The organism is Hyphomonas neptunium ATCC 15444 (assembly GCF_000013025.1).
GTDB classification, from domain to species: Bacteria; Pseudomonadota; Alphaproteobacteria; order Caulobacterales; family Hyphomonadaceae; genus Hyphomonas; species Hyphomonas neptunia.
Map to the genome: position 1 here is coordinate 3,132,689 of NC_008358.1, position 18,300 is coordinate 3,150,988.

Here is an 18,300-nt window from a genome sequence, read left to right on the forward strand (position 1 = left end):
TTTGCCGCGTCCCGGATGACACGGGGTGTGAGGCTAGGAGGTGTCGGCGATTGCCGCTCCCCCCTCCGACCCTTCGGGCCACCTCCCCCGCAAGCAGGGGAGGATACCAGCGCCTGGGGCTGAGGGATTGTCCGTTGGAGAGGTTTTGGAGTCCTCCAGAAAAACTCCAACGAGGTTTGGAGAAAAGTGGCTTTGCCAGATGGGGTCGTCCCAGCTGGGTTTTAGCGCATCGGGTTTGCGGTAGGCGCGCCAGTGGTCGCCGACCTGAACGATGTGGACCTGGCCCCATCTTGTGACGGAGATGAGGAGGGTGCGGAGTTCCTTGTCCTGACGTTTGAAGATCCAGCGCAGCTGTAGCCAGAGGTATGGCCAGAAGACAGGCGATACGTGGGCGTAGAGGCGGGCGATCTGCGGGGACATCGGAGGGAGTATAGATCCGTTCCCGGAGGGGGTGGATGAGATTTCTGGAAATTGCAGTTTTGCTACAGGTTTGGGGGGAATAATGGTGGATAGGGCGGAGGCCCTCACCGCCCATCGCTTTGCGATGGGCGGTGAGGGTCTAGCTGCGCGTGAGACAGATCGGGGACAGTTCAGGACAAATCCGGACACTTCCGGTCAGGGCACCAGGACGACTTTGCCGACGACTTCGCGGCTGCGCATCATGTCGAAGGCGCGGCGCCAATCGGTGAGGGGGACTTCGGCGTGGATGCAAGGTTTTACCTTGCCGTCTTCGGCCCATTTCCAGATGGCTTCCTGATTGGCGCGGCCTTTTTCGGGGAACTGGCGACCGTATTCGCCGGCGCGGACGCCGACGACGGAGAAGCCCTTGATGAGGGGCATGTTGACGCTGACGCTGGGGATGCGGCCGGAGGTGAAGCCGATGATCAGGAGGCGGCCGTCAAAGGCGATGCAGCGGACGCTCTCATCGAAGACATCGCCGCCGACCGGATCGTAGATCACGTCCGCGCCGCGCCCGCCGGTGAGGGCTTTGACTTCCTCGCGGAAGCCGCGGGTGACGTTTATGATGTGATCGGCGCCGCGGGCCTTTACGGTTTTCAGTTTTTCATCTGACGCAGAGGTGGCGATGACGGTGGCGCCGAGGAGCTTGCCCACCTCGACCGCCGCCATGCCGACGCCGCCGCTGGCGCCGTGGACAAGAAGGGTTTCACCCGGTTGGAGATTGCCGCGAATGACCAGCGAGACGTAAGCCGTGAGATAGGCCGCGCCATAGGCGGAGGCCTCTGCAAAGCTGAGCGTGGCGGGTTTTTTGCGCAGGCCGGCAGCGGGCAGCGTGATGTATTCTGAGAAGGCGCCGATGCGGCTGCCCCCTGCCACTTCATCGCCGGGCTGGAAGGCAGTGACCCCCTCCCCGACGGCGTCCACGACGCCGGCAAGCTCCATGCCGAGCGTGAAGGGCAGTTCGGGTTTGAGCTGGTATTTTCCCTCCGTCATCAGAAGGTCCGGAAAGTTGAGACTGGCGGCCTTGATGGCGACGCGGACCTCCCCGGCCTTTGGCTCCGGCAGGGGAAGATCTTTCAGGCTCGTTCCGGCAAAGTCCGGAGCAAGCTCACTTACGACGAGAGACTTCATGCCTTCCTGGCCGCATACATATCGTGGACCATACGGGCGATTTCGGTGCAGGCCGTGCGCGATCCCGGCGAGAGGAAGGTGAAGGCGGTGAAGGCGTGGGCAAGGCTGTCATAGCGCTTGTGCTTGACCGTCACACCGGCCGCTTTCAGGCGTTCGGCATATTCGTCGCCCTCGTCCACCAGCGGGTCATGCCCGGCGGTGACCACAACGGCGGGGGGCAGTCCGGCAAGGTCTGCCGCCTGGCCCGGCGAGACGTTGAGGTCGGTATAGTCAAAGCCTTCAGGCAGGTATTGCTGCATGAACCAGTCCATCGTGTCCTGGCTGAGGGAGAAGGTGTTGGCGAACGCGGTCTTGGAGGGATAGTGCTTCGAGATGTCGATGGCGGGGTAGATGAGCAGCTGGAGCGCCGGCAGCGGGCCGCCTTCCCGCTTCATCCGCTGGCTGATGATGGCGGAGAAGTTTCCGCCCATGCTGTCGCCGCCCACCGACGCCTTGCCGGCGGGGGCGCCGTATTTGGCGGCGTTTTCCACGCCCCATTTATAGGCAGCAAAACAATCGTTCAGCCCGGCGGGATAAATGTGCTGCGGGGCAAGGCGGTAATCGACCGAGAGAACGGGCGCCTGGGCGCCCTGGGCGAGCATGCCGCAGAAAGCGTGGCAGGTGTCCATATCGCCGATAACGCCGCCGCCCATGTGGAAGTAGACGATGAGGGGATGGCGGGGATCCTGGGAGGCGGGCATGTAGAGGCGCACGGGGATCTGGTTTGCGTCCGGGCCGGGAATGGTGAACTCCTCGACGCCAACGCCGCCGGGCAGCTTGTCCTGAAAGAGGGCGAGCTGGGCCTTTACGCCCTGCTGTACGGCCTCTGCCGGAAGGGTGGACATCGGCGGCGCATTGCGGCCGTTCCAGGCGACAAGCTGGAGTTGTGGCTCCAGCGTGCGGCCTTCGATGGTCTTGGGCTCGCCGCCCGACATCTTGACGATCATGCCGCCGGGCAGGCTGGCAATCGCCTTTGCGATCATGCGTTGAAGGCTCATGGAAACCCCTCCCTCTCAACTGTTCTTGAGGGAGAACCTGACGCCATTTTCGCCCGCCGCCAAGGGGTTCCCCGGCGGCGGTGGCATTATACGCGCGCGTCGAGGGTTTTCAGGCCGGAAAGCAGCAGGGTGCAGGCAAACCGGGTGGCGCCTTCGACATCAACAGGGCGGCGTTTGAGCATGTAGTCCCCCATTTCGCGGGCGATGCCGATGGCGGCGGCGGTGAGGTATTCGGTATCGACGGAGGGCCGAATGCCTTGTTTTGCAAGGATATGTTCGAGGTCGGCGCGGATTTCCTGGGCGACGGCCTGCATTTCGGGCGTGTCGACGCGCACGCCGATGAGGGCGATGTGGGGCGCGCCACTTTCGATTGCGTCTTCATTCTCCCGCGAAATGAAGCCGAAATAGGCCCGGTAGGCGTGCTCCATATAGTCTTCGAGGCTTTCGGCGCGGGCGCGGACATCGGCCAGCCGGTCGCGGAAGCGGTGGGTGGAATCCTCGGCGATGGCGTGGAAAACTTCCTCTTTCGACTTGAAATAATTGTAGAAAGTGCCCGAGGCGAGGGCCGTCTCGCGGATGATGTCGCGCACGGTGGTGGCCTCAAAGCCGATGCGGGCAAACACCTGGCGGCCCGCCTGGAGGATGGCGCGGCGGTTGGCAGCCTTGGTGCTGGCGCGCTTGCCGGAGAGGGTGGCGGGCGATGTGGTATCGGCCATGAGGTGTCTTTCTGGTTGTAACAAAATGACCCTGCACCCGGCGTCATCGCGCGTCAACTTTGTCGCCGCGTAGAGCAGCTATGCGCGCAAAGCCGGTCAAAGGCTGGCCAATTCCAGGACAGATCGGGACAGTTCAGGACACTTTGGGACAGCTTGGGACAGTTTGGGACACCTAAACCCGGCTCATTCGATCTCTTCGGCGGGGCGGCCGGGGCGCGTCTTGTAGCCGGGGATCGACCAGCCGAACTTCATCGCCCCGCCCCTTATGGCGAAGGCAACGAGGGCGGCAGGCACGGCGGCGGCCATCAGGGGAAGGCCCGCCAGGTGGAGGCCGGTATAGACCGCGCTGCCGGCCAGCGCCGCGGTGATGTAGATCTCCGGGCGCAGGAGGATGCAGGGCTCTCCCGCGAGCTGGTCGCGCAGGATGCCGCCGAAGCTCGCCGTGATGACGCCCATGACGACGGCGATGACGGGCGAGCCGGTAACCTCCAGCGCCTTCCACGCGCCAAAGACGCAATAGGCAGCAAGGCCGAGGGCATCGAGCCAGAGGAGGAGCTTGTAGCGGGACTCAAACAGGTGGGCGGTGAAGTAGACCAGGATAGCGGTGACGAGGCAGATCAGCAGATAGTCATGATTGGCCACCCAGAAGACGGGCACATCGAGGATCAGATCGCGCACCGTGCCGCCCCCTACCCCGGTGAAGGCGGCGAAGAACAGGAAGCCGATGATGTCGAGCTGCTTGCGCGAGGCAGCCAGCGCGCCGGTGGCGGCGAAGACGGCGATGCCCGCATAGTCGAGGATCAGGATGGGGTTCATGGCGCGCTCCCGGAGTGTGAGGGAGAGGCATGGGGGAGAGAGAGAAGGGCGTCAATTGGGCTAGTAAGCTTACCGCTCTTATTGCAGAGTGAATCAGTTTAAAATAGAAAAAATTTGGCAAGCGATTGAATCCGGAGCCTATGGTGAGCGACGATAGAAATTTTGACGCAGATCGCCCTCTGGGACCAGATGGTGTGGATTATCTGGGAACTGATGATTTAGCTCTTCGCTTAAGCACAATTTTGCGAGATCGGAGCCTAAAAGACGGCTTTGTAATAGGAATCGAAGGTCGCTGGGGCGCAGGCAAATCAACGCTGATAAAGAAAACCATCGGACACCTTAACGCGTCCGAAAAACCCCCCATTATCGTTCAGTTCAATCCCTGGCTTGTTGGAGATAAGCGGGACCTAATCGCAGAATTTTTTGTCGGACTTGATGAGGCGCTATCTCAATACGCTTTGAAAAGTGGGCTCAAGGGCAAAACTAAAAAAACTGTAGAGTCGGCAACGGAAGCTCTCAAGAAATACTCTAAGCATTTGGCGACGGGCGCTCAATTCCTCTCGGCCGCCTCCGTGATTATTCCTAATCTACAACCAATTGCAAAATTTCTCGACGAGACAGCAAGTGTCCTCGACGGCGCAATTGGCACTAAATCCCTACACGAACAAAAATCTGAAATTGAAGCGGCACTTAGAGATTTTAAAGATCCGATCATCGTTTTTATCGACGACACAGAGCGGCTTGATCCCCCAGAGATAATGGAAATTCTTCGCCTTCTCCGGGCGGTTGGCGACCTGCCAAACATCATCTACGTGGTCTGCTACGACAGAAAAGCACTTGTAAGGAGCATCGGTATAGCGCTTGCCGGAAATGGTCACGATGAAACAGGCGAGGCATACATTGAAAAAATTGTCCAGGCCACCGTGACAATTCCCCGACCAGAGGACTTTGCTCTAAGGCGTTGGTTTTTACGAGAGGTCCAGTCTATTTGCTCCCCCCAAACAAGCGAAATCAATGAGCGACTTCAGGAAATAGTAGACTCAGAAGGTGGCGGGATTTTAGAAACGCCAAGAGATGTAATTCGCACACTGAATAGCATAAAGCTTGTTTGGCCTGTCATTCATGATTTTGTGGACATTCCGGATTTGGTTTGGCTTCATTTAATCAAACTAAAGCGACCGAAACTCTATGACTGGGTTGAAAACTATTTAAATGGATTTGCTGAAGTCGCGCGCGGGACCGCGTCGGCTTCTGACGGCATAGCGCAGGCCAATTCGCTTTTTGAAATTATCACGCAAGACTATCCACCGAACAGCATAAGGTTTTTTAGACTGCAAGAAATTATTCCGGGAATAGGCCGCACCCATATCGAGAACGGTGAGCAAGGCTGGACCGTCTTTGATGTCAACCGCAACAATATAGATGAACTGACCCAAAATCGCCGGCTGGGCAGCCCCCACTACTATCGATACTATTTTGCATTGGGACAAAACAGCGGATTCATTCCTGGTGCGGATTTAAATAAGGCTAAATCTGAGGTTATTTCAAAGTCCAGTGAGTTCGTTGATCGATTGCGGGTCAGTTCAAAACAACGATTTGCAGATGGTGAGCTACACTTCACGGTACTGTTGGATTGCATCAGATCAATTGTCCCAAAACTTAGTCAGGAACAATCAAAATTTCTACTCCAGGTCATTGCTGACAATACTGATCTGGCTGTCCGGAATACCGTTGACCCCTTCTTCAACGGCAGGAGGTCATTATTCGTTCCTCTGGGTATCTTAAAAGAAATTGTCGTACACGAACCAAATCGGGCAATATGGCTCACGGATATTGTCGACACGGCTCAGTCGTTGTGCTTCCTCGCATTTTTTATCAGGTATATTTCAAACAATCACTCTTACGAATTCAACTTATCTGACGATACTGCAGCAGATTTGACGCAACGCCTGAGTAGGCGAGTATCTACTTTGGGAGAAAGTTTGTGGGATCACCCAAATCCAGAATTTGTGTTCCGGGTCGCGCTTCAGAATGCAACTCAGGAGACTGAGACTCGAAGCAGATTGGAAGCATTCTATTCGGACGACTCCAATCTCATTCGATTGATTGGACACGAGGATGTTAAAGGACAAGTTGTCACCTCAAAACGAGAAAAGTTTCGCCCGCTTATTTTGAAATCGATCGCTGAAATTTGGGGTGACGAGGAAATACCTAAACGGGTACTGAGCATCGTCAAAAACAGAGACAAATTCCCTGCGGAACTACAACCCCACATAGACATCATTGTATCTGGTCTGGCAGATGCAGACGCCGCAAACAGATAGAATGGAGCTTAGATTATTTCCTCCCGATATCCCCGTTTCTTGCGGCGGTGAGGGGAGCATGAGCCGAATGGGCTTAGGGCGTGGCCGCTTCCGGAACCGCTCCCTCCGCCAGCTGAGTATCGCGCTGTATCCGGCGGCGGGCGGTGAGGAAGAGGCCGTAGACGATGCGGATGGCGAGGAGGAGGAAGACGCCCAGCAGCGGATCATCCGAGCCGAAGGCGAACAGGGCGCCCAGGATCAGGGCAAAGTGGAGGATGAGGATACGGTCATAAGGGCGGAACATTTCGATGAGGGGATTGGCCATGCGCGCCTCGCCCCGGCCGATATAGTCCACCGCGAAATAGACTGCGTTGAGCGCCAGGATCGCGCCGGCAAACAGCGGCAGGAACGCCCCTGCCCCGAGCGCCCATTCTATCAGGCTGGCAGAGGTGTATTCGGAGGCATCTGCCTGCGCCAGCTCTCTCAGGAAAAGACCATGGCCATAGCAGAACAGGCCGTAATGGGCCAAGAAGAAGGGCACTGCGAAGAGGCAGACGGCAAACATCTGCACGCGGTAAAATCCCGTGGCCAGCATCCGCGCCAGGGTAAACGCGCCAATGATGACGTTTTCCAGCCAGTAGAGCGCCACCAGCGGCGCCGCGCCCCAGCCAAAGGCGAAGACGGCAAGGAGGGGCAGAAGGTCTACCGCCAGGCTCACCCAGGCGAGTGGCGCCTGATAGGCGCGGCGCAGAACGGCCAGCTTGCTGAACATCCCGCCGCTCCTTACGCGTTCTGAGTGGCAGGCGCGGCTTGCCCCGCTACGTCCTCCGCCAGCTGAGCATCGCGTTTCCGGCGGCGGCGGAGGGTGAGGACCACGCCGAAGGCGACACGGATGAGGATGAGGAGGAGGACGCCCATCAGGGGTTCGTCCGAGCCGAAGGCGAACATGGCGCCGAGGATGATGGCGAGGTGCAGCGTGACGATGCGCCCATAGGGGGCGCCCATTTCTTCATCCATCTTTGTGCGGTTGATCTCTCCGCGGCCGATGAAGTCTATCAGGAAGACGGCAAGGTTTGCCGCGATGATGGCGGCCAGGAACCAGGCAATGTGGGGGCCGCTGGAAAGCGCCCAGCCTATGAGCAGGCGCGGATCGGGGAAGCCCATATCCGGCATGGCGAAGGTGGCGAGGAAGACGCCGTGACCCCAGCAGAAGGCGCCGTAATGGAAGCAGAAAAAGGGCGCGAGGAAGAAGGCGCCTGCGCCTTCACTGTTGCCCTGTTTGAGTTGGGCGAGCCCGGACCCCAGGATGCGCGCGGCGGCGAAGGCGCCGATGACGAGGTTTTCAAGCCAGTAGAGGGCGACCAGCGGGGTGGCGCCCCAGCCGAAGAGGAAGATGGCAAGGATGGGCAGGAAATCGACCGCGAGATTGAGGCGCGCGAGGGGATCGGCATAGGCGCGCGCGATCAGCGTAGGCGAGATTTTCGGTATCATGGCGGCCCCCCCTGCCCACTACTTCCCTCCGCGTGTGACAGATCAGTATCCGGCCTGCAACGCCCCTTCATAGGGGGGGAACGTAAAGGGGTCATGCGAGGCGAGGCCGAAGGAGCCGCGGGGGTTGTCGATATTTCCGGTGAGGATTTCGTAATGCAGGTGGGCGGCCTGGGCATTGCCGGTGGCGCCCATCTGGCCGACGGGCTGGCCAAAGCCGATGGAGACGCCGGGCGTGATGCCGGGGGCGAAATAATCGAGGTGGGCGTAGCGGGTGTAGATGCCGTTGCCATGATCGAGGACGACATTCAGGCCGTAGCCGGAGGAGTTCTGCGCCTCGATCACCCGGCCGGGCGCGCCGGAATAGACGATGCCGGGCGGGCGGCTGGTGAGGTCTATGCCCGCATGCAGGCGCCCGCCGCGCTGGCCATAGCCCGAGGAGAGGCAGACATCATTGACCGGCGCGGTGGCCAGAATGACGCCATAGACGACGATGACAGGCTGGAAGCCGGTGAGCCAGCGTTCGGCATCCATCACCGGCGCATTGGAGACGCCCATGCCGGGGCAGGCGCGCAGATAGGCGTTTGGCTGGAACGGGCCCTGGGGCGGATTGCGCGCGTCCCCCGGCGGACCGTAGTTCACCGGGGGCATGCGCAGGATGGCCTGGGACGGGCGATTGGAAACAGGCGCGGGCGATGAGGCGCAGGCAGACACGGCAAGGGCCGCGAGCGCAAGAGCAATCGCCCGTACCCTCATGCGTCGGCCCTCATGCGCCGACCTGTGCCCGTTTCGCGCCGCGCTCGAGCTCCTTGTGCAGATCGCGCACATAGAGGTTGAAGTCCACCTGCATCCGGTGGCGCGGGCTGTCATAGAAGTGGCCCAGATGGGCCTGTTCATCGGCAACGGTCACGCGGTCCATCTCCTCGTGCGATGGGAAAGCGTAGCGCCCCTGAAGCGCGGCCGCCACCAGCTTTGACTGTTGTTCTGCAAAGTTAACCAAAGTCGGCAGCGGCTGGGCGAGGCCGAGGAAGAACAGCGTTTCGCGGCCGGGCTTCACCATGCGCTTATAGAGGGAGAAGACGTTGTCTTTGGGGGTCAGCTCATCCTGCTTGAAGAAGGGGAAGCTGGTATTGTAGCCGGTGGCCCAGACGATGGCGTCAATCTCCTCAGAGGTGCCATCGGTGAAGTGGACGGTTTTGCCGTCGAACCGGTCAATGCCGGGCTTGGGAAGAATGTCGCCGCAACCGACGCGGGTGAGGAATTCTCCGGAGACGGAGGGGTGGCCTTCCAGCGGCTCATGGTCTGGCTTTGGCAGGCCGTAGTCTTCCATATTGCCGATGGTTTTCTTGATCTTCTTCTTGGCGAGCGAGCGGCCGAGGCTGGTGGGCATCCAGGCAGGCAGCACGGCTTTATCGGCGGGGCGCCCGTCCATGTATTTGGGCATGACCCAGACGCCGCGGCGCATGGAGATGAAGAGTTTCTCGGCAATCGGGCGCTGGGAAAGCTCGGAGGAGATGTCCATCGCCGAATTGCCGGCGCCGACGATCATGATGCGCTTGCCGCGGAAGTCGAACGGCTCGAACGGGTCGCGGTAATGGTGGGAGTGGACCTGGTAGCCGGTGAAAGTGCCCGGATAGGTGGGCGTGCGGGCGTCCCAATGGTGGCCGTTGGCGACGCAGACGGCGTCATAGTCGCGGGTTTCGCCGGTCGAGAGCGTGACGCGGTAGCGCCCATTGGGGAGGTCGGCGACATCTTCCACGGAGGTGTTGAAGGTGATCGTCTCGCGCAGGCCGAAATGGTCCACATAGTCGTGGAAATATTGCAGCAGCTGGGCGTGGTGGGGGAAGTCTGGCCAATCGCCGGGGACGGGATAATCCTCGAAGGCCAGGCGCCATTTGGACGTGTCGATGTGGAGGGACTGGTAGCAGGAGGAGACCCCGTTGGGGTTCATGTAATACCAGTTGCCGCCGATATTGTCGGACTTCTCGAAACAGTCATACGGCAGGCTGGCGTCTTTCAGCCGTTTTGCCATGGTGAAACCGGAACAACCGGCGCCGATGATGCATGTCTTGGGCTTTGCCGCTGCGTCAAATGCCATTTTGGGCGTCTCCTCTTCCGCTAGGGCGGGTCACGTTTGCCGTTTCTTTGGAATTGCTGCGATGTTATCCGGCTGGGATAAGGCGTCAAATCCGGACGCGGGGTAAGCCTCTCATGAATGATAACAGAAATGACCCTGATCGCATCGCCGCCGTGATGCGCGAGCATGTCGAGATGATGAACAGCTCTGTGCCGTGGGGCAATGAGGTGGGCTTTGAGGTCACCAAGATCGAACGCGGGCATGTGTGGGGGCGCCAGCCCTGGGCGGAGAATCTGGTGGGCGACCCGGACACCGGCGTGATCCATGGCGGGGTGATCACGACGTTTCTGGATAACCTCTCGGGCATGGCGTGTACCTCGGCGATGACGAAGCTGCGCTTTGTGGCGACGATTGACCTGCGGATTGATTATATGCGCCCGGCAGAAAAAGGCCTGGAGATCATCGGGGAAGCCGAATGCTACCGGGTGACCAAGAGCGTGTGCTTTACGCGCGCCTGGGCCTATCACGGGACGCGGGACACGCTGATCGCCACCTCGGCGGGCACATTTGCCATCAACAAGCCGCGCTTTGGCTCGCAAAGCCCGCAGGGGAAGACGGAAGTATGAACCCGAAGCTGACAAATCCGCGCGCGGATGAAGTGGACGCCATCCTGAAGCGGGTGCCGTTTGCGCAGACGCTGGGCATGCGCTGCGAAGTGCTGGGCGACGAGATGACGGCGATCCTGCCGTTTCAGGAGAAGCTGATCGGGAACGTGACCATCGGCGCGCTGCATGGCGGGGCGATTGCGTCTTTCCTTGAGCTGACGGCGATGTTGCAGGTGTTCCTGGTGTCAGACATGCCGCGCCCGCCCAAGCCGATGAACATCACGATCGACTATCTGCGCCAGGGGCACGCGAAGGATCTCTATGCGCGGGCCTATGTGATGAAGATGGGGCGGCGGATGGCGTCTGTGCGCGCCGAGGCCTGGCAGGAGAACCGGGCCGACCCCGTTTCGGCCATCGTGGCGCACTTCATGGTGGCGCAGGACTAGGCCGGGCGTGGGCACAGGGCTGCACTGATGGCTTCACAGCGGGCCTCGGGGTGGTATCCTGACATCTGAATTGCGGGATGATCCGTTCGCAAGCGATGCAGACTGGCCCGGATGGGCTGTTTAAAGATTGGTGGACCCATGAAACGCGCCTTTATTGCCCTCGCCCTCGGCCTGTCGGCCTGTGCCAGTTCCCCCTCTTCCGCGCAGGCGGACGATCTGGACTTCATGAGCGGCTGCTGGCGCAATGATGACCGCACCTACAAGGAAGTGTGGACCAAGCCTGAGCATGGCTATCTGTTCGGCTATGCGCTGAACCTCAACGGTGAGGCAGCGACATACTTTGAGCAGACGCGCATCGAGCTGGGCAGCCCGGCGACCTTCAATGCCTATCCGGGCGGGTTTGGACCTTCGGAGTTCACCGAGACGAGCCGGGCCAAGAACACCGTGACCTTCGCCAACCCGTCGCATGATTTCCCGCAGCTGATCACCTATACGCGCGATGGCCGCCGGATGACGGCGACGATCTCCCGGATGAACGGCGACCAGATGCAGGTGTTCAACTTCCGCCGCTGCTAGGCGCGGGCCTTAAAGCGGCGCGGCCAGAGGGACAGGCTCGCCGCCAAAGCGGGCGGTCCAGTCCGGCGTGAGCATTCCGCTCAGGTCGCTGGCCGGGACGGTGATGTCATAGGCGCCTTCCGCATACGGGCCGACATCATAGGGCGAAAAGAGCACGGTGATGCCGCCGAACTTGCCGGCCTCGGTTGAGCGCGCGAGTATGTAATTGGCGCCCCAGACAGAGCCGGCATTTGCGTTGTCTCCCAGAATTTCCTCGACTTCAGCTGTGACCTGGTCGCGGGCAGGATCGTTCTGGGCGCGCGCGATCTTTTGGTCTGTCAGATAGGATTTGAGGCGTTCGCCGAAAGCGGCGGTATCTGCAACCACGGCGCTGATGGGGATGGGATTTTCCACGTTCCGCTGCTGCACCATGCCCTTGAGAGCGTGGTTGGGATGGGCGCCTCCGGTATAGCTGGAGACCGTCTGCAGCACGCTGATGATATCGCCTTCAGATGCCGTCGCCTCGAAACGGAATTCCATGAAATAGGACCGGAACCAGTTTTCCGTGCCATTGGCGGCGGCCTGTTCTGCGGCGGCCTTGCTGTCATTGACCGCCTGTTCCTTCAGGGCGTCGAGTGAGGCGCGGGCAGACGTGAAATACATCTGTGCGAGCGCTTCATCGAAGGCGACGATCTGCGGATCGACGACCGCGCGGATTTCGTATTCTTCGGCGGTTTCCTCGAAAGCGGGGCTGCCGAGATCAGCGGGCAGCGGGCCTGGCTCAGCGGTTTCTGAAGATGCCGTCTCCACAACCGGCGCGCCTTCGCTTGCGCCTGCATCGGCGGGCGTTTCCGTTTTGGGGGCGCACGCTGCCAGCAGGAGCGCAGCCATCGAAGCGGTGAGGAGAAGGCGTTTCATGCGGTTCGTTCCTTAGAGGCTGAGCAGTTCCGGATCGCCGCCCTGGGCGGTGATGTTGACACTTACCACGCGCTCCGTGGCGAAACGATGGAGATAATGTGGGCCCCCTGCCTTGGGGCCAGTGCCCGAGAGCCCTTCCCCGCCAAAGGGCTGGACACCGACGACCGCGCCGATCATCGAGCGGTTCACATAGGTGTTGCCGACCGGGCAGGCCGTCTTGACGGCATTGTGGAAACTTTCCAGGCGCGAGTGGATGCCGAGGGTGAGGCCGTATCCTTTGGCTTTCAGGGCACTGGCGAGGACGGCGACATTATCCGGATCATAGCGCAGGATATGCAGGACAGGGCCGAAGGTTTCTTCGCTGATCTGGTCGAGCGAGGAGAGTTCCACCAGGGCCGGGCCGAAGCCATAGCCCTCTTCGCCAAGCTTTCCGGCGTCGAGCTGGTGGAGGACTTTCGCTTCGCGGGTCATGCGCTCCATATGAGCTTCCAGCGCCTTGCGGGCGTCGGCATCGATCACCGGGCCGGTATCGGTTTGCGGAAGGGCAGGATCGCCAAGGGCCAGCTCGTTCATGGCGCCGATGAGGCCGTCGATGAGATGATCGGCGGTCGCATTGGGCACGAAAGCAATGCGCAGGGCCGAGCAACGCTGGCCGGCCGAGCCGAAGGCAGAGATGATGATGTCGTCGATCACCTGCTCCCTGAGCGCCGTTGTATCGACGAAGAGACCGTTGAGGCCGCCGGTCTCTGCGATCAGCGGAATGATGGGGCCGTCCCGGCCTGCGAGCGTGCGGTTGATCATCCGGGCGGTTGAGGTGCCGCCGGTGAAGCAGACGCCGGAGACGCGAAGGTCGCCCGTCAGCGCGGCGCCGACGGTTTCGCCCCTGCCCGGCAGGAGGTGCAGCGCATCGCCGGGCAGACCGGCCTTGTGGAAAAGGCGCACGGCCTCAAAGGCGGTGAGGCCCGTCTGTTCGGCGGGCTTGGCGACGACCGTGTTGCCCGCAGCGAGCGCAGCCGCGATCTGGCCGGTGAAGATGGCGAGCGGAAAGTTCCACGGGCTGATGCAACAGAAGACGCCGCGGCCATGCAGGGAGAGATGGTTGGTTTCGCCCGTGGGGCCCGGAAGGCGCACGGGGGCGGCAAAATCCTGCTCCGCCTGCTGAGCATAGTAGCGGCAGAAGTCGACCGCTTCGCGCACTTCGGCGATGCCGTCAGGAAGCGTCTTGCCCGCTTCGCGGGACATCAGGGCGATGAGCTGGGCAGCGTTTGCCTCCAGGACGTCGCCCATGGCGCGGAGGTGTTCGGCACGTTTGGAGCCGCCGAGTTGATCCCATTCCGGCTGGAATTTCGTGGCCGCGTCAAGCGCGCGGTCAATCTCGTCGGCATCGGCCTCCTTCAGGGCGCCGAGGGCGCGGCCGGTTTCAGCAGGCATACGGACGAGTTCGCCTCCGCCTGTTTCGGGCTTTCCTGAGACGATGGCGCCTGCAGCAAAGGCCGGGCCATCATCGAGGCTTTTCAGCGCGGCGGCGAACTTCTTGCGCACGTCAAGCTGGCTGAGATCATGCCCGGCGGAGTTGCGGCGGCCGGCGCCATAGAGACGCGGCGGGGTGGGGATGCGCGCATGGCGGCGAGGGCCGGCCTCGACCTTGGCGATGGGGTCTGCCACCACCTGCTCTGCGGGCACATCTGGATCAAGGAAAGAGTGAACGAAGCTGGTATTGGCGCCGTTTTCCAGGAGGCGACGAACGAGATATGGCAGGAGGTCTTCATGCGCGCCGACGGGGGCATAGACGCGGACGCGGTTTCCGGCGCCGGCGGCTTCATAAAGGGGCTCGCCCATGCCGTGGAGGCGCTGGAATTCGAAATTGGTGACGCCGGCTTCGGCAGCGAGGAGATCAACCGCTGCCAGGCTGTGGGCGTTGTGGGTGGCGAAGGCGGGATAGATGGCCGGGGACGCGGCGAGCATCGCCCTGGCGCAGACGAGGTAGTGAACGTCCGTACCCTGCTTTGTGGTGAAGACCGGGAAATTGGAGAAGCCTTCGACCTGGGCATGCTTGATTTCGCTGTCCCAATAGGCGCCTTTTACGAGACGGACCATGAAGCGACGGTTCGTTTGTCTTGCCAGATCAGCGAGTCGGTCAATCACGGCGCGGGCGCGTTTCTGGTAGGCCTGTACGGCGAGGCCGAGGCCGGTCCAGTCTTTCAGGGAGGGCTCGCGGGCGAGGCGCTCGAAGATCTTCAGGCTGATGACCAGGCGGTGGGCTTCTTCGGCATCGAGGCAGAGACCGATATTGGCTTTGGCGGCCGCTTCGCACAAGGAGAGCACGCGCGGATAGAGCTCTGCCATCACGCGCGCCTCTTTGATGGCGAGGTAGCGGGGATGGAGCGCGGAGAGTTTGACCGAGACGCCATTGGCCTTTTCCGGCGGCTGGGCGGGGTCTTTTTCGGCCGCGACGGCGGCGATGGCGTCGTGATAGGCTTTGTAATACCGGTCTGCGTCTGCCGTGGTGCGCGCGCCTTCGCCGAGCATGTCGAAGCTGAAATGAGCCGCTTCGCCGGATTTGACCATGCGGCGGCCGCGCTTAAGGGCCTCTGAAACCGTCCGGCCAAGGACGAACTGTTCGCCCATGATGCGCATGGCCTGCATCATGGCGGCGCGGATGACGGGCTCGCCGGACTGGCGGACGAGACCGGTGACGAAATTGCCGGCGCCCTTATGGGCGTTCTCCGGCGCGCCGATGACGCGGCCGGTGAGCATCAGGCCCCAGGTGGAGGCGTTGACCAGCCAGCTGTCGGACTGGCCCTTATGGGCGCCCCAGTCGCCGGAGCGGATTTTCTCGGCGATGAGGTCGTCCTTGGTTTCGGCGTCGGGCACCCGCAGAAGGGCTTCAGCGAGGCACATCAGGGCGAGGCCTTCGGAATTGGAGAGGCCGAACTCTTCCAGGAAGCTTTCCATCATGCCCTTGCGGCGGCCCTTGGCACGGGCGGACATCACCAGTTCCCTGCCCCGGCGCACGGCGCCCTCGCGGATCGAAGGGGGCAGAATGCCTTCCTTGAGGAGGCTTTCGAGGAGAGCTTCCTCATCGGTAAATTTCAGAGCGTCGAGCGCGTCCCAATCGAGAGCGGTTTGCGTAGCGGTATCGGGCATGGAGAGGGTCCGTCTGGCAGGGCCGGGGCAATAATCTGCCGCTTATACCTTAGCCTGCGCACAAGAATACCCCCATCAGGGGAGTGCCTCAAAACAGCGCTGCGCCGCAGTGACCCCCTTTACGCCCCGCGCCAAGCCCGCCAGATTGCGCCCCCAAGGCCCACGGGGGGCTGAAACCATGGAGCCGGCATGCGCATCATGCTCGTCACCGACGCTTGGGACCCGCAGGTCAATGGCGTCGTTCGCACGATGAAGCGCGTTATCGCCGAGACAGAGGCCATGGGCCATGTCTGGGAGATCGTGCATCCGGGGGATGGTTTCATGACCATGCCCCTGCCGACTTATCCGGAGATCAAGCTGGCAATGTTTGCCCGCCGCAAGATCCGCGAGCGCTTTGATGCGTTCGAGCCTGACGCCGTGCATATCGCGACCGAAGGCACGCTGGGGATGGCGGGCCGCGCGGTGTGCCTGACCGAAAAGCACCCCTTCTCGACCGCCTATCACACGCGGTTTCCCGAATATGTGTCGGCGCGCCTGCCGGTGCCCGTATCGTGGGGCTATTCCTTTGTGCGCTGGTTCCACAAATATTCCGGCAAGGTGATGGTGGCGACGCCTTCGCTGCTGGATGAGCTGCGCCAGCAGCGTTTCATCAACCTCGTCTCGTGGAGCCGGGGCGTGGATACCGAATTGTTCAACCCTGCCAAGCGGATCGAGGAAGGCCAGCCCGGCGACCCCTTTGCCGGGATGAAACGGCCGATTTATCTGAATGTCGGGCGGGTGGCGGTGGAGAAGAACATCGAATCCTTCACCGGGCTCGACCTGCCCGGCACGAAGGTGATCGTGGGCGACGGCCCGCAGCTGGAAGAGCTGAAGCGCAAGTACAAGGATGTCGTGTTCCTGGGCGCGAAGTTTGGCGACGACCTGGCCGCCCATTATGCGAGCGCGGATGTGTTCGTGTTTCCGAGCCTGACAGATACGTTCGGGCTGGTGGTGCTGGAGGCCATGGCGGCGGGCACGCCGGTGGCCGCCTATGACGCGACAGGACCGCGGGACGTAATCCCCGGATCCGGCGCCGGGACGATTACGCCAGTGGGCGGTAATCTGCGCCAGGGCGTGCTGGACTGTCTTGAGCTGAGCCGGGAGACCTGCCGGGCCTATGCCGAGACCTATAGCTGGCGGGCGTGCGCGGAGGCGTTCATCGAGAACCTGCAGCCGCTGCCGGCGCCCGAGCGCAAGCGCTTCTGGCAGAAGATCCGTATCCGCCGGAGACGCTCACCGGCCGGGCCGGGCTTCTAGGCTCAGTAGGCGCGGACTTTGGCTTCAAGCTGTTTGGCGAGCGCCTGCTGGGTTTCGAGGTCGGCTTCCGGCAGCGGAATGAGGCCTTTCTCGATGAGATAGCCATCATTGCCGGCAGCGCCTTCATCGACCGAGGCGGAGACGAATTCGGCAAGGCCTTCGACGAGCGGCAGGTTCTGGTCCTTCACATAGAAGAACATGATGCGGGCGAGGCCATAATCACCGCTGACGATATTGTCGAAGCTGGCCTCAACCCCGGCCAGGCGGGCGCCTTTTACACGGTCGCCGTTCTGCTCGAGGAAAGAGAAGCCGAGCACGCCGATGGCCTCGGGCGATTTGACCAGCGACTGGACAATGGCTGAATCATTCTCGCCGAAATCGACCCAGACACCGTCCGTGCGCACCGTATGGGCCCGCTCTGCAAACGCGTCGCCGTCGCTCTCTTTCAGGGCTTTGAGCTGCGGGATCGCTTCAGCGCCTTTTTCCATACCGAGTTCAACAAAGGCATCTCGCGTGCCCGATGTGGGCGGCGGGCCAAGAACCACGATGGGGCCGTTGGGAAGATCGGGCGAGACATCCTGCCAGTTCTTGTGCGGGTTTGGCATGAAGCCGCCCTTCCCGTCCGGGATCTCCTTGGCGAGGGCGAGATAGAGCTGTTCCTTGGTGAGATCGAAATCCGGGCCGAGCTTGGAGTTGGCCACCACGATGCCGTCATAGCCCAGCGCCACTTCGGTGATCGCCTTGACGCCGGCCTTGGCGCACAGCTCGCGCTCGGAATCCTTCATCGGGCGGGAGGCATTGGCAATCGAAGGCGAGACCGGGCCGACGCCTTCGCAGAACGCCTTGAAGCCGCCGCCTGTGCCGGTGGTTTCGACGATGGGGGTGGGAAAGCCGCTGACGGCGCCGAACCGCTCTGCCACGGTGCGCGAGAAGGGCGCCACTGTGGAGGAGCCGACGATCTTGATCTTCTGGTTGCGGGCGATGGCGGGCACCGGCTTGACGCCCGGCTCTCCGGTATCGATCTGCGAAAGCTCGCTCTGGCCGCACGCCGATACAAGCAGCAATGCAGCGCCCAGCAGGCAGGAAAGACGGGTGAGCATCAGGAGACCTCCGGGAATGGCGTGCGCCGCAGAGGACGCGGTTTGTGGACCGCCATTTTACCAAGTTTGCAAGCGCTATCTGGCGCGGTTGCGTTACCCTTTTGTGACACGTCTATGTAACGGGCGAAATTTCTTCTTGCATGACCGGGCATTGTGCACTACTTCGACCCCTGAAATTCGATGTGGCGGACATCTGGGCTAACCCG

At 61.4% G+C, this 18,300-nt stretch carries 17 protein-coding genes; 5 read left to right on the forward strand and 12 right to left on the reverse strand.

Features of this window, described 5'->3' with window-relative positions; genetic code table 11:
• Positions 1 to 33: 33 nt before the first annotated feature.
• The 5 genes from HNE_RS14710 to HNE_RS14730 all read right to left on the reverse strand — a co-directional run bounded on the left by HNE_RS14710 (position 34) and on the right by HNE_RS14730 (position 4,159).
• Positions 34 to 420 (reverse strand): hypothetical protein, encoded by a 387-nt coding sequence (locus HNE_RS14710; RefSeq protein WP_035591512.1) that lies wholly within the window; start codon positions 418 to 420, stop codon positions 34 to 36.
• 195 nt (positions 421 to 615) lie between these two features.
• On the reverse strand, positions 616 to 1,590 hold the full coding sequence (locus HNE_RS14715; protein WP_011647949.1) for an NADPH:quinone oxidoreductase family protein: 975 nt from the start codon (positions 1,588 to 1,590) through the stop codon (positions 616 to 618).
• On the reverse strand, positions 1,587 to 2,627 hold the full coding sequence (locus HNE_RS14720) for an alpha/beta hydrolase (protein ID WP_011647950.1): 1,041 nt from the start codon (positions 2,625 to 2,627) through the stop codon (positions 1,587 to 1,589). The genes HNE_RS14715 and HNE_RS14720 overlap by 4 nt, the downstream gene beginning before the upstream one ends.
• Positions 2,628 to 2,713: 86 nt before the next feature.
• Complete coding sequence (locus tag HNE_RS14725; RefSeq protein WP_035591509.1) at positions 2,714 to 3,343, reverse strand: TetR/AcrR family transcriptional regulator; 630 nt, start codon at positions 3,341 to 3,343, stop codon at positions 2,714 to 2,716.
• Positions 3,344 to 3,526: 183 nt separating this feature from the next.
• Positions 3,527 to 4,159: a trimeric intracellular cation channel family protein gene (locus HNE_RS14730; RefSeq protein ID WP_011647952.1), complete on the reverse strand. Its 633-nt coding sequence runs from the start codon at positions 4,157 to 4,159 to the stop codon at positions 3,527 to 3,529.
• A 143-nt stretch (positions 4,160 to 4,302) separates the two neighbouring features.
• Between HNE_RS14730 and HNE_RS14735 the strand changes: the two genes are divergently transcribed.
• Positions 4,303 to 6,483, forward strand: a complete 2,181-nt coding sequence (locus HNE_RS14735; protein WP_160162627.1) for a KAP family P-loop NTPase fold protein — start codon at positions 4,303 to 4,305, stop codon at positions 6,481 to 6,483.
• 73 nt (positions 6,484 to 6,556) lie between these two features.
• On the opposite strand, the gene HNE_RS14740 is transcribed toward HNE_RS14735, so the two are convergent.
• The 4 genes from HNE_RS14740 to HNE_RS14755 are packed head-to-tail and all read right to left on the reverse strand — an operon-like array spanning position 6,557 to position 10,048.
• Positions 6,557 to 7,234: a DUF6498-containing protein gene (locus HNE_RS14740; protein WP_011647954.1), complete on the reverse strand. Its 678-nt coding sequence runs from the start codon at positions 7,232 to 7,234 to the stop codon at positions 6,557 to 6,559.
• An 11-nt stretch (positions 7,235 to 7,245) separates the two neighbouring features.
• On the reverse strand, positions 7,246 to 7,953 hold the full coding sequence (locus HNE_RS14745; RefSeq protein ID WP_011647955.1) for a DUF6498-containing protein: 708 nt from the start codon (positions 7,951 to 7,953) through the stop codon (positions 7,246 to 7,248).
• 42 nt (positions 7,954 to 7,995) lie between these two features.
• Positions 7,996 to 8,706 carry a M23 family metallopeptidase gene (locus HNE_RS14750; RefSeq protein ID WP_011647956.1) on the reverse strand — a complete coding sequence of 237 codons (711 nt, stop codon included), beginning with the start codon at positions 8,704 to 8,706 and terminating at the stop codon, positions 7,996 to 7,998.
• A 10-nt stretch (positions 8,707 to 8,716) separates the two neighbouring features.
• A complete protein-coding gene (locus HNE_RS14755) occupies positions 8,717 to 10,048 on the reverse strand; it encodes a flavin-containing monooxygenase (protein ID WP_011647957.1) in 1,332 nt (443 codons plus the stop codon).
• A 113-nt stretch (positions 10,049 to 10,161) separates the two neighbouring features.
• Here HNE_RS14755 and HNE_RS18155 point away from each other — a divergent pair, with 113 nt between their 5' ends.
• The 3 genes from HNE_RS18155 (at position 10,162) to HNE_RS14770 (ending at position 11,654) form a co-directional block, all read left to right on the forward strand.
• On the forward strand, positions 10,162 to 10,653 hold the full coding sequence (locus tag HNE_RS18155; protein ID WP_049755160.1) for a PaaI family thioesterase: 492 nt from the start codon (positions 10,162 to 10,164) through the stop codon (positions 10,651 to 10,653).
• Complete coding sequence (locus tag HNE_RS14765) at positions 10,650 to 11,078, forward strand: PaaI family thioesterase (RefSeq protein WP_011647959.1); 429 nt, start codon at positions 10,650 to 10,652, stop codon at positions 11,076 to 11,078. Before HNE_RS18155 ends, HNE_RS14765 begins: the two co-directional genes overlap by 4 nt.
• 138 nt (positions 11,079 to 11,216) lie before the next feature.
• Positions 11,217 to 11,654 (forward strand): DUF6265 family protein, encoded by a 438-nt coding sequence (locus HNE_RS14770; protein ID WP_035591506.1) that lies wholly within the window; start codon positions 11,217 to 11,219, stop codon positions 11,652 to 11,654.
• A 9-nt stretch (positions 11,655 to 11,663) separates the two neighbouring features.
• Here HNE_RS14770 and HNE_RS14775 read toward each other — a convergent pair whose 3' ends face one another.
• Positions 11,664 to 12,551: a DUF3298 and DUF4163 domain-containing protein gene (locus HNE_RS14775; protein WP_011647961.1), complete on the reverse strand. Its 888-nt coding sequence runs from the start codon at positions 12,549 to 12,551 to the stop codon at positions 11,664 to 11,666.
• A gap of 12 nt (positions 12,552 to 12,563) precedes the next feature.
• Positions 12,564 to 15,698, reverse strand: a complete 3,135-nt coding sequence (gene putA / locus HNE_RS14780) for a bifunctional proline dehydrogenase/L-glutamate gamma-semialdehyde dehydrogenase PutA (RefSeq protein WP_011647962.1) — start codon at positions 15,696 to 15,698, stop codon at positions 12,564 to 12,566.
• A gap of 189 nt (positions 15,699 to 15,887) precedes the next feature.
• Between putA and HNE_RS14785 the strand changes: the two genes are divergently transcribed.
• Positions 15,888 to 16,994: a glycosyltransferase family 4 protein gene (locus HNE_RS14785; protein WP_011647963.1), complete on the forward strand. Its 1,107-nt coding sequence runs from the start codon at positions 15,888 to 15,890 to the stop codon at positions 16,992 to 16,994.
• Between the two features lie 2 nt (positions 16,995 to 16,996).
• Here the strand turns inward: HNE_RS14785 and HNE_RS14790 are convergent, their stop codons facing one another.
• Positions 16,997 to 18,094, reverse strand: a complete 1,098-nt coding sequence (locus HNE_RS14790; protein WP_011647964.1) for a substrate-binding domain-containing protein — start codon at positions 18,092 to 18,094, stop codon at positions 16,997 to 16,999.
• Between the last annotated feature and the right edge of the window lie 206 nt (positions 18,095 to 18,300).

Bases quoted from the DNA above. Each gene is read 5' to 3' on its own strand.
- HNE_RS14710 (WP_035591512.1), bottom strand. From the start codon at position 420: ATGTCCCCGCAGATCGCCCGCCTCTACGCCCACGTATCGCCTGTCTTC.
- HNE_RS14715 (WP_011647949.1), bottom strand. From the start codon at position 1,590: ATGAAGTCTCTCGTCGTAAGTGAGCTTGCTCCGGACTTTGCCGGAACG.
- HNE_RS14720 (WP_011647950.1), bottom strand. From the start codon at position 2,627: ATGAGCCTTCAACGCATGATCGCAAAGGCGATTGCCAGCCTGCCCGGC.
- HNE_RS14725 (WP_035591509.1), bottom strand. From the start codon at position 3,343: ATGGCCGATACCACATCGCCCGCCACCCTCTCCGGCAAGCGCGCCAGC.
- HNE_RS14730 (WP_011647952.1), bottom strand. From the start codon at position 4,159: ATGAACCCCATCCTGATCCTCGACTATGCGGGCATCGCCGTCTTCGCC.
- HNE_RS14740 (WP_011647954.1), bottom strand. From the start codon at position 7,234: ATGTTCAGCAAGCTGGCCGTTCTGCGCCGCGCCTATCAGGCGCCACTC.
- HNE_RS14745 (WP_011647955.1), bottom strand. From the start codon at position 7,953: ATGATACCGAAAATCTCGCCTACGCTGATCGCGCGCGCCTATGCCGAT.
- HNE_RS14750 (WP_011647956.1), bottom strand. From the start codon at position 8,706: ATGAGGGTACGGGCGATTGCTCTTGCGCTCGCGGCCCTTGCCGTGTCT.
- HNE_RS14755 (WP_011647957.1), bottom strand. From the start codon at position 10,048: ATGGCATTTGACGCAGCGGCAAAGCCCAAGACATGCATCATCGGCGCC.
- HNE_RS18155 (WP_049755160.1), top strand. From the start codon at position 10,162: ATGAATGATAACAGAAATGACCCTGATCGCATCGCCGCCGTGATGCGC.
- HNE_RS14765 (WP_011647959.1), top strand. From the start codon at position 10,650: ATGAACCCGAAGCTGACAAATCCGCGCGCGGATGAAGTGGACGCCATC.
- HNE_RS14770 (WP_035591506.1), top strand. From the start codon at position 11,217: ATGAAACGCGCCTTTATTGCCCTCGCCCTCGGCCTGTCGGCCTGTGCC.
- HNE_RS14775 (WP_011647961.1), bottom strand. From the start codon at position 12,551: ATGAAACGCCTTCTCCTCACCGCTTCGATGGCTGCGCTCCTGCTGGCA.
- putA (WP_011647962.1), bottom strand. From the start codon at position 15,698: ATGCCCGATACCGCTACGCAAACCGCTCTCGATTGGGACGCGCTCGAC.
- HNE_RS14785 (WP_011647963.1), top strand. From the start codon at position 15,888: ATGCGCATCATGCTCGTCACCGACGCTTGGGACCCGCAGGTCAATGGC.
- HNE_RS14790 (WP_011647964.1), bottom strand. From the start codon at position 18,094: ATGCTCACCCGTCTTTCCTGCCTGCTGGGCGCTGCATTGCTGCTTGTA.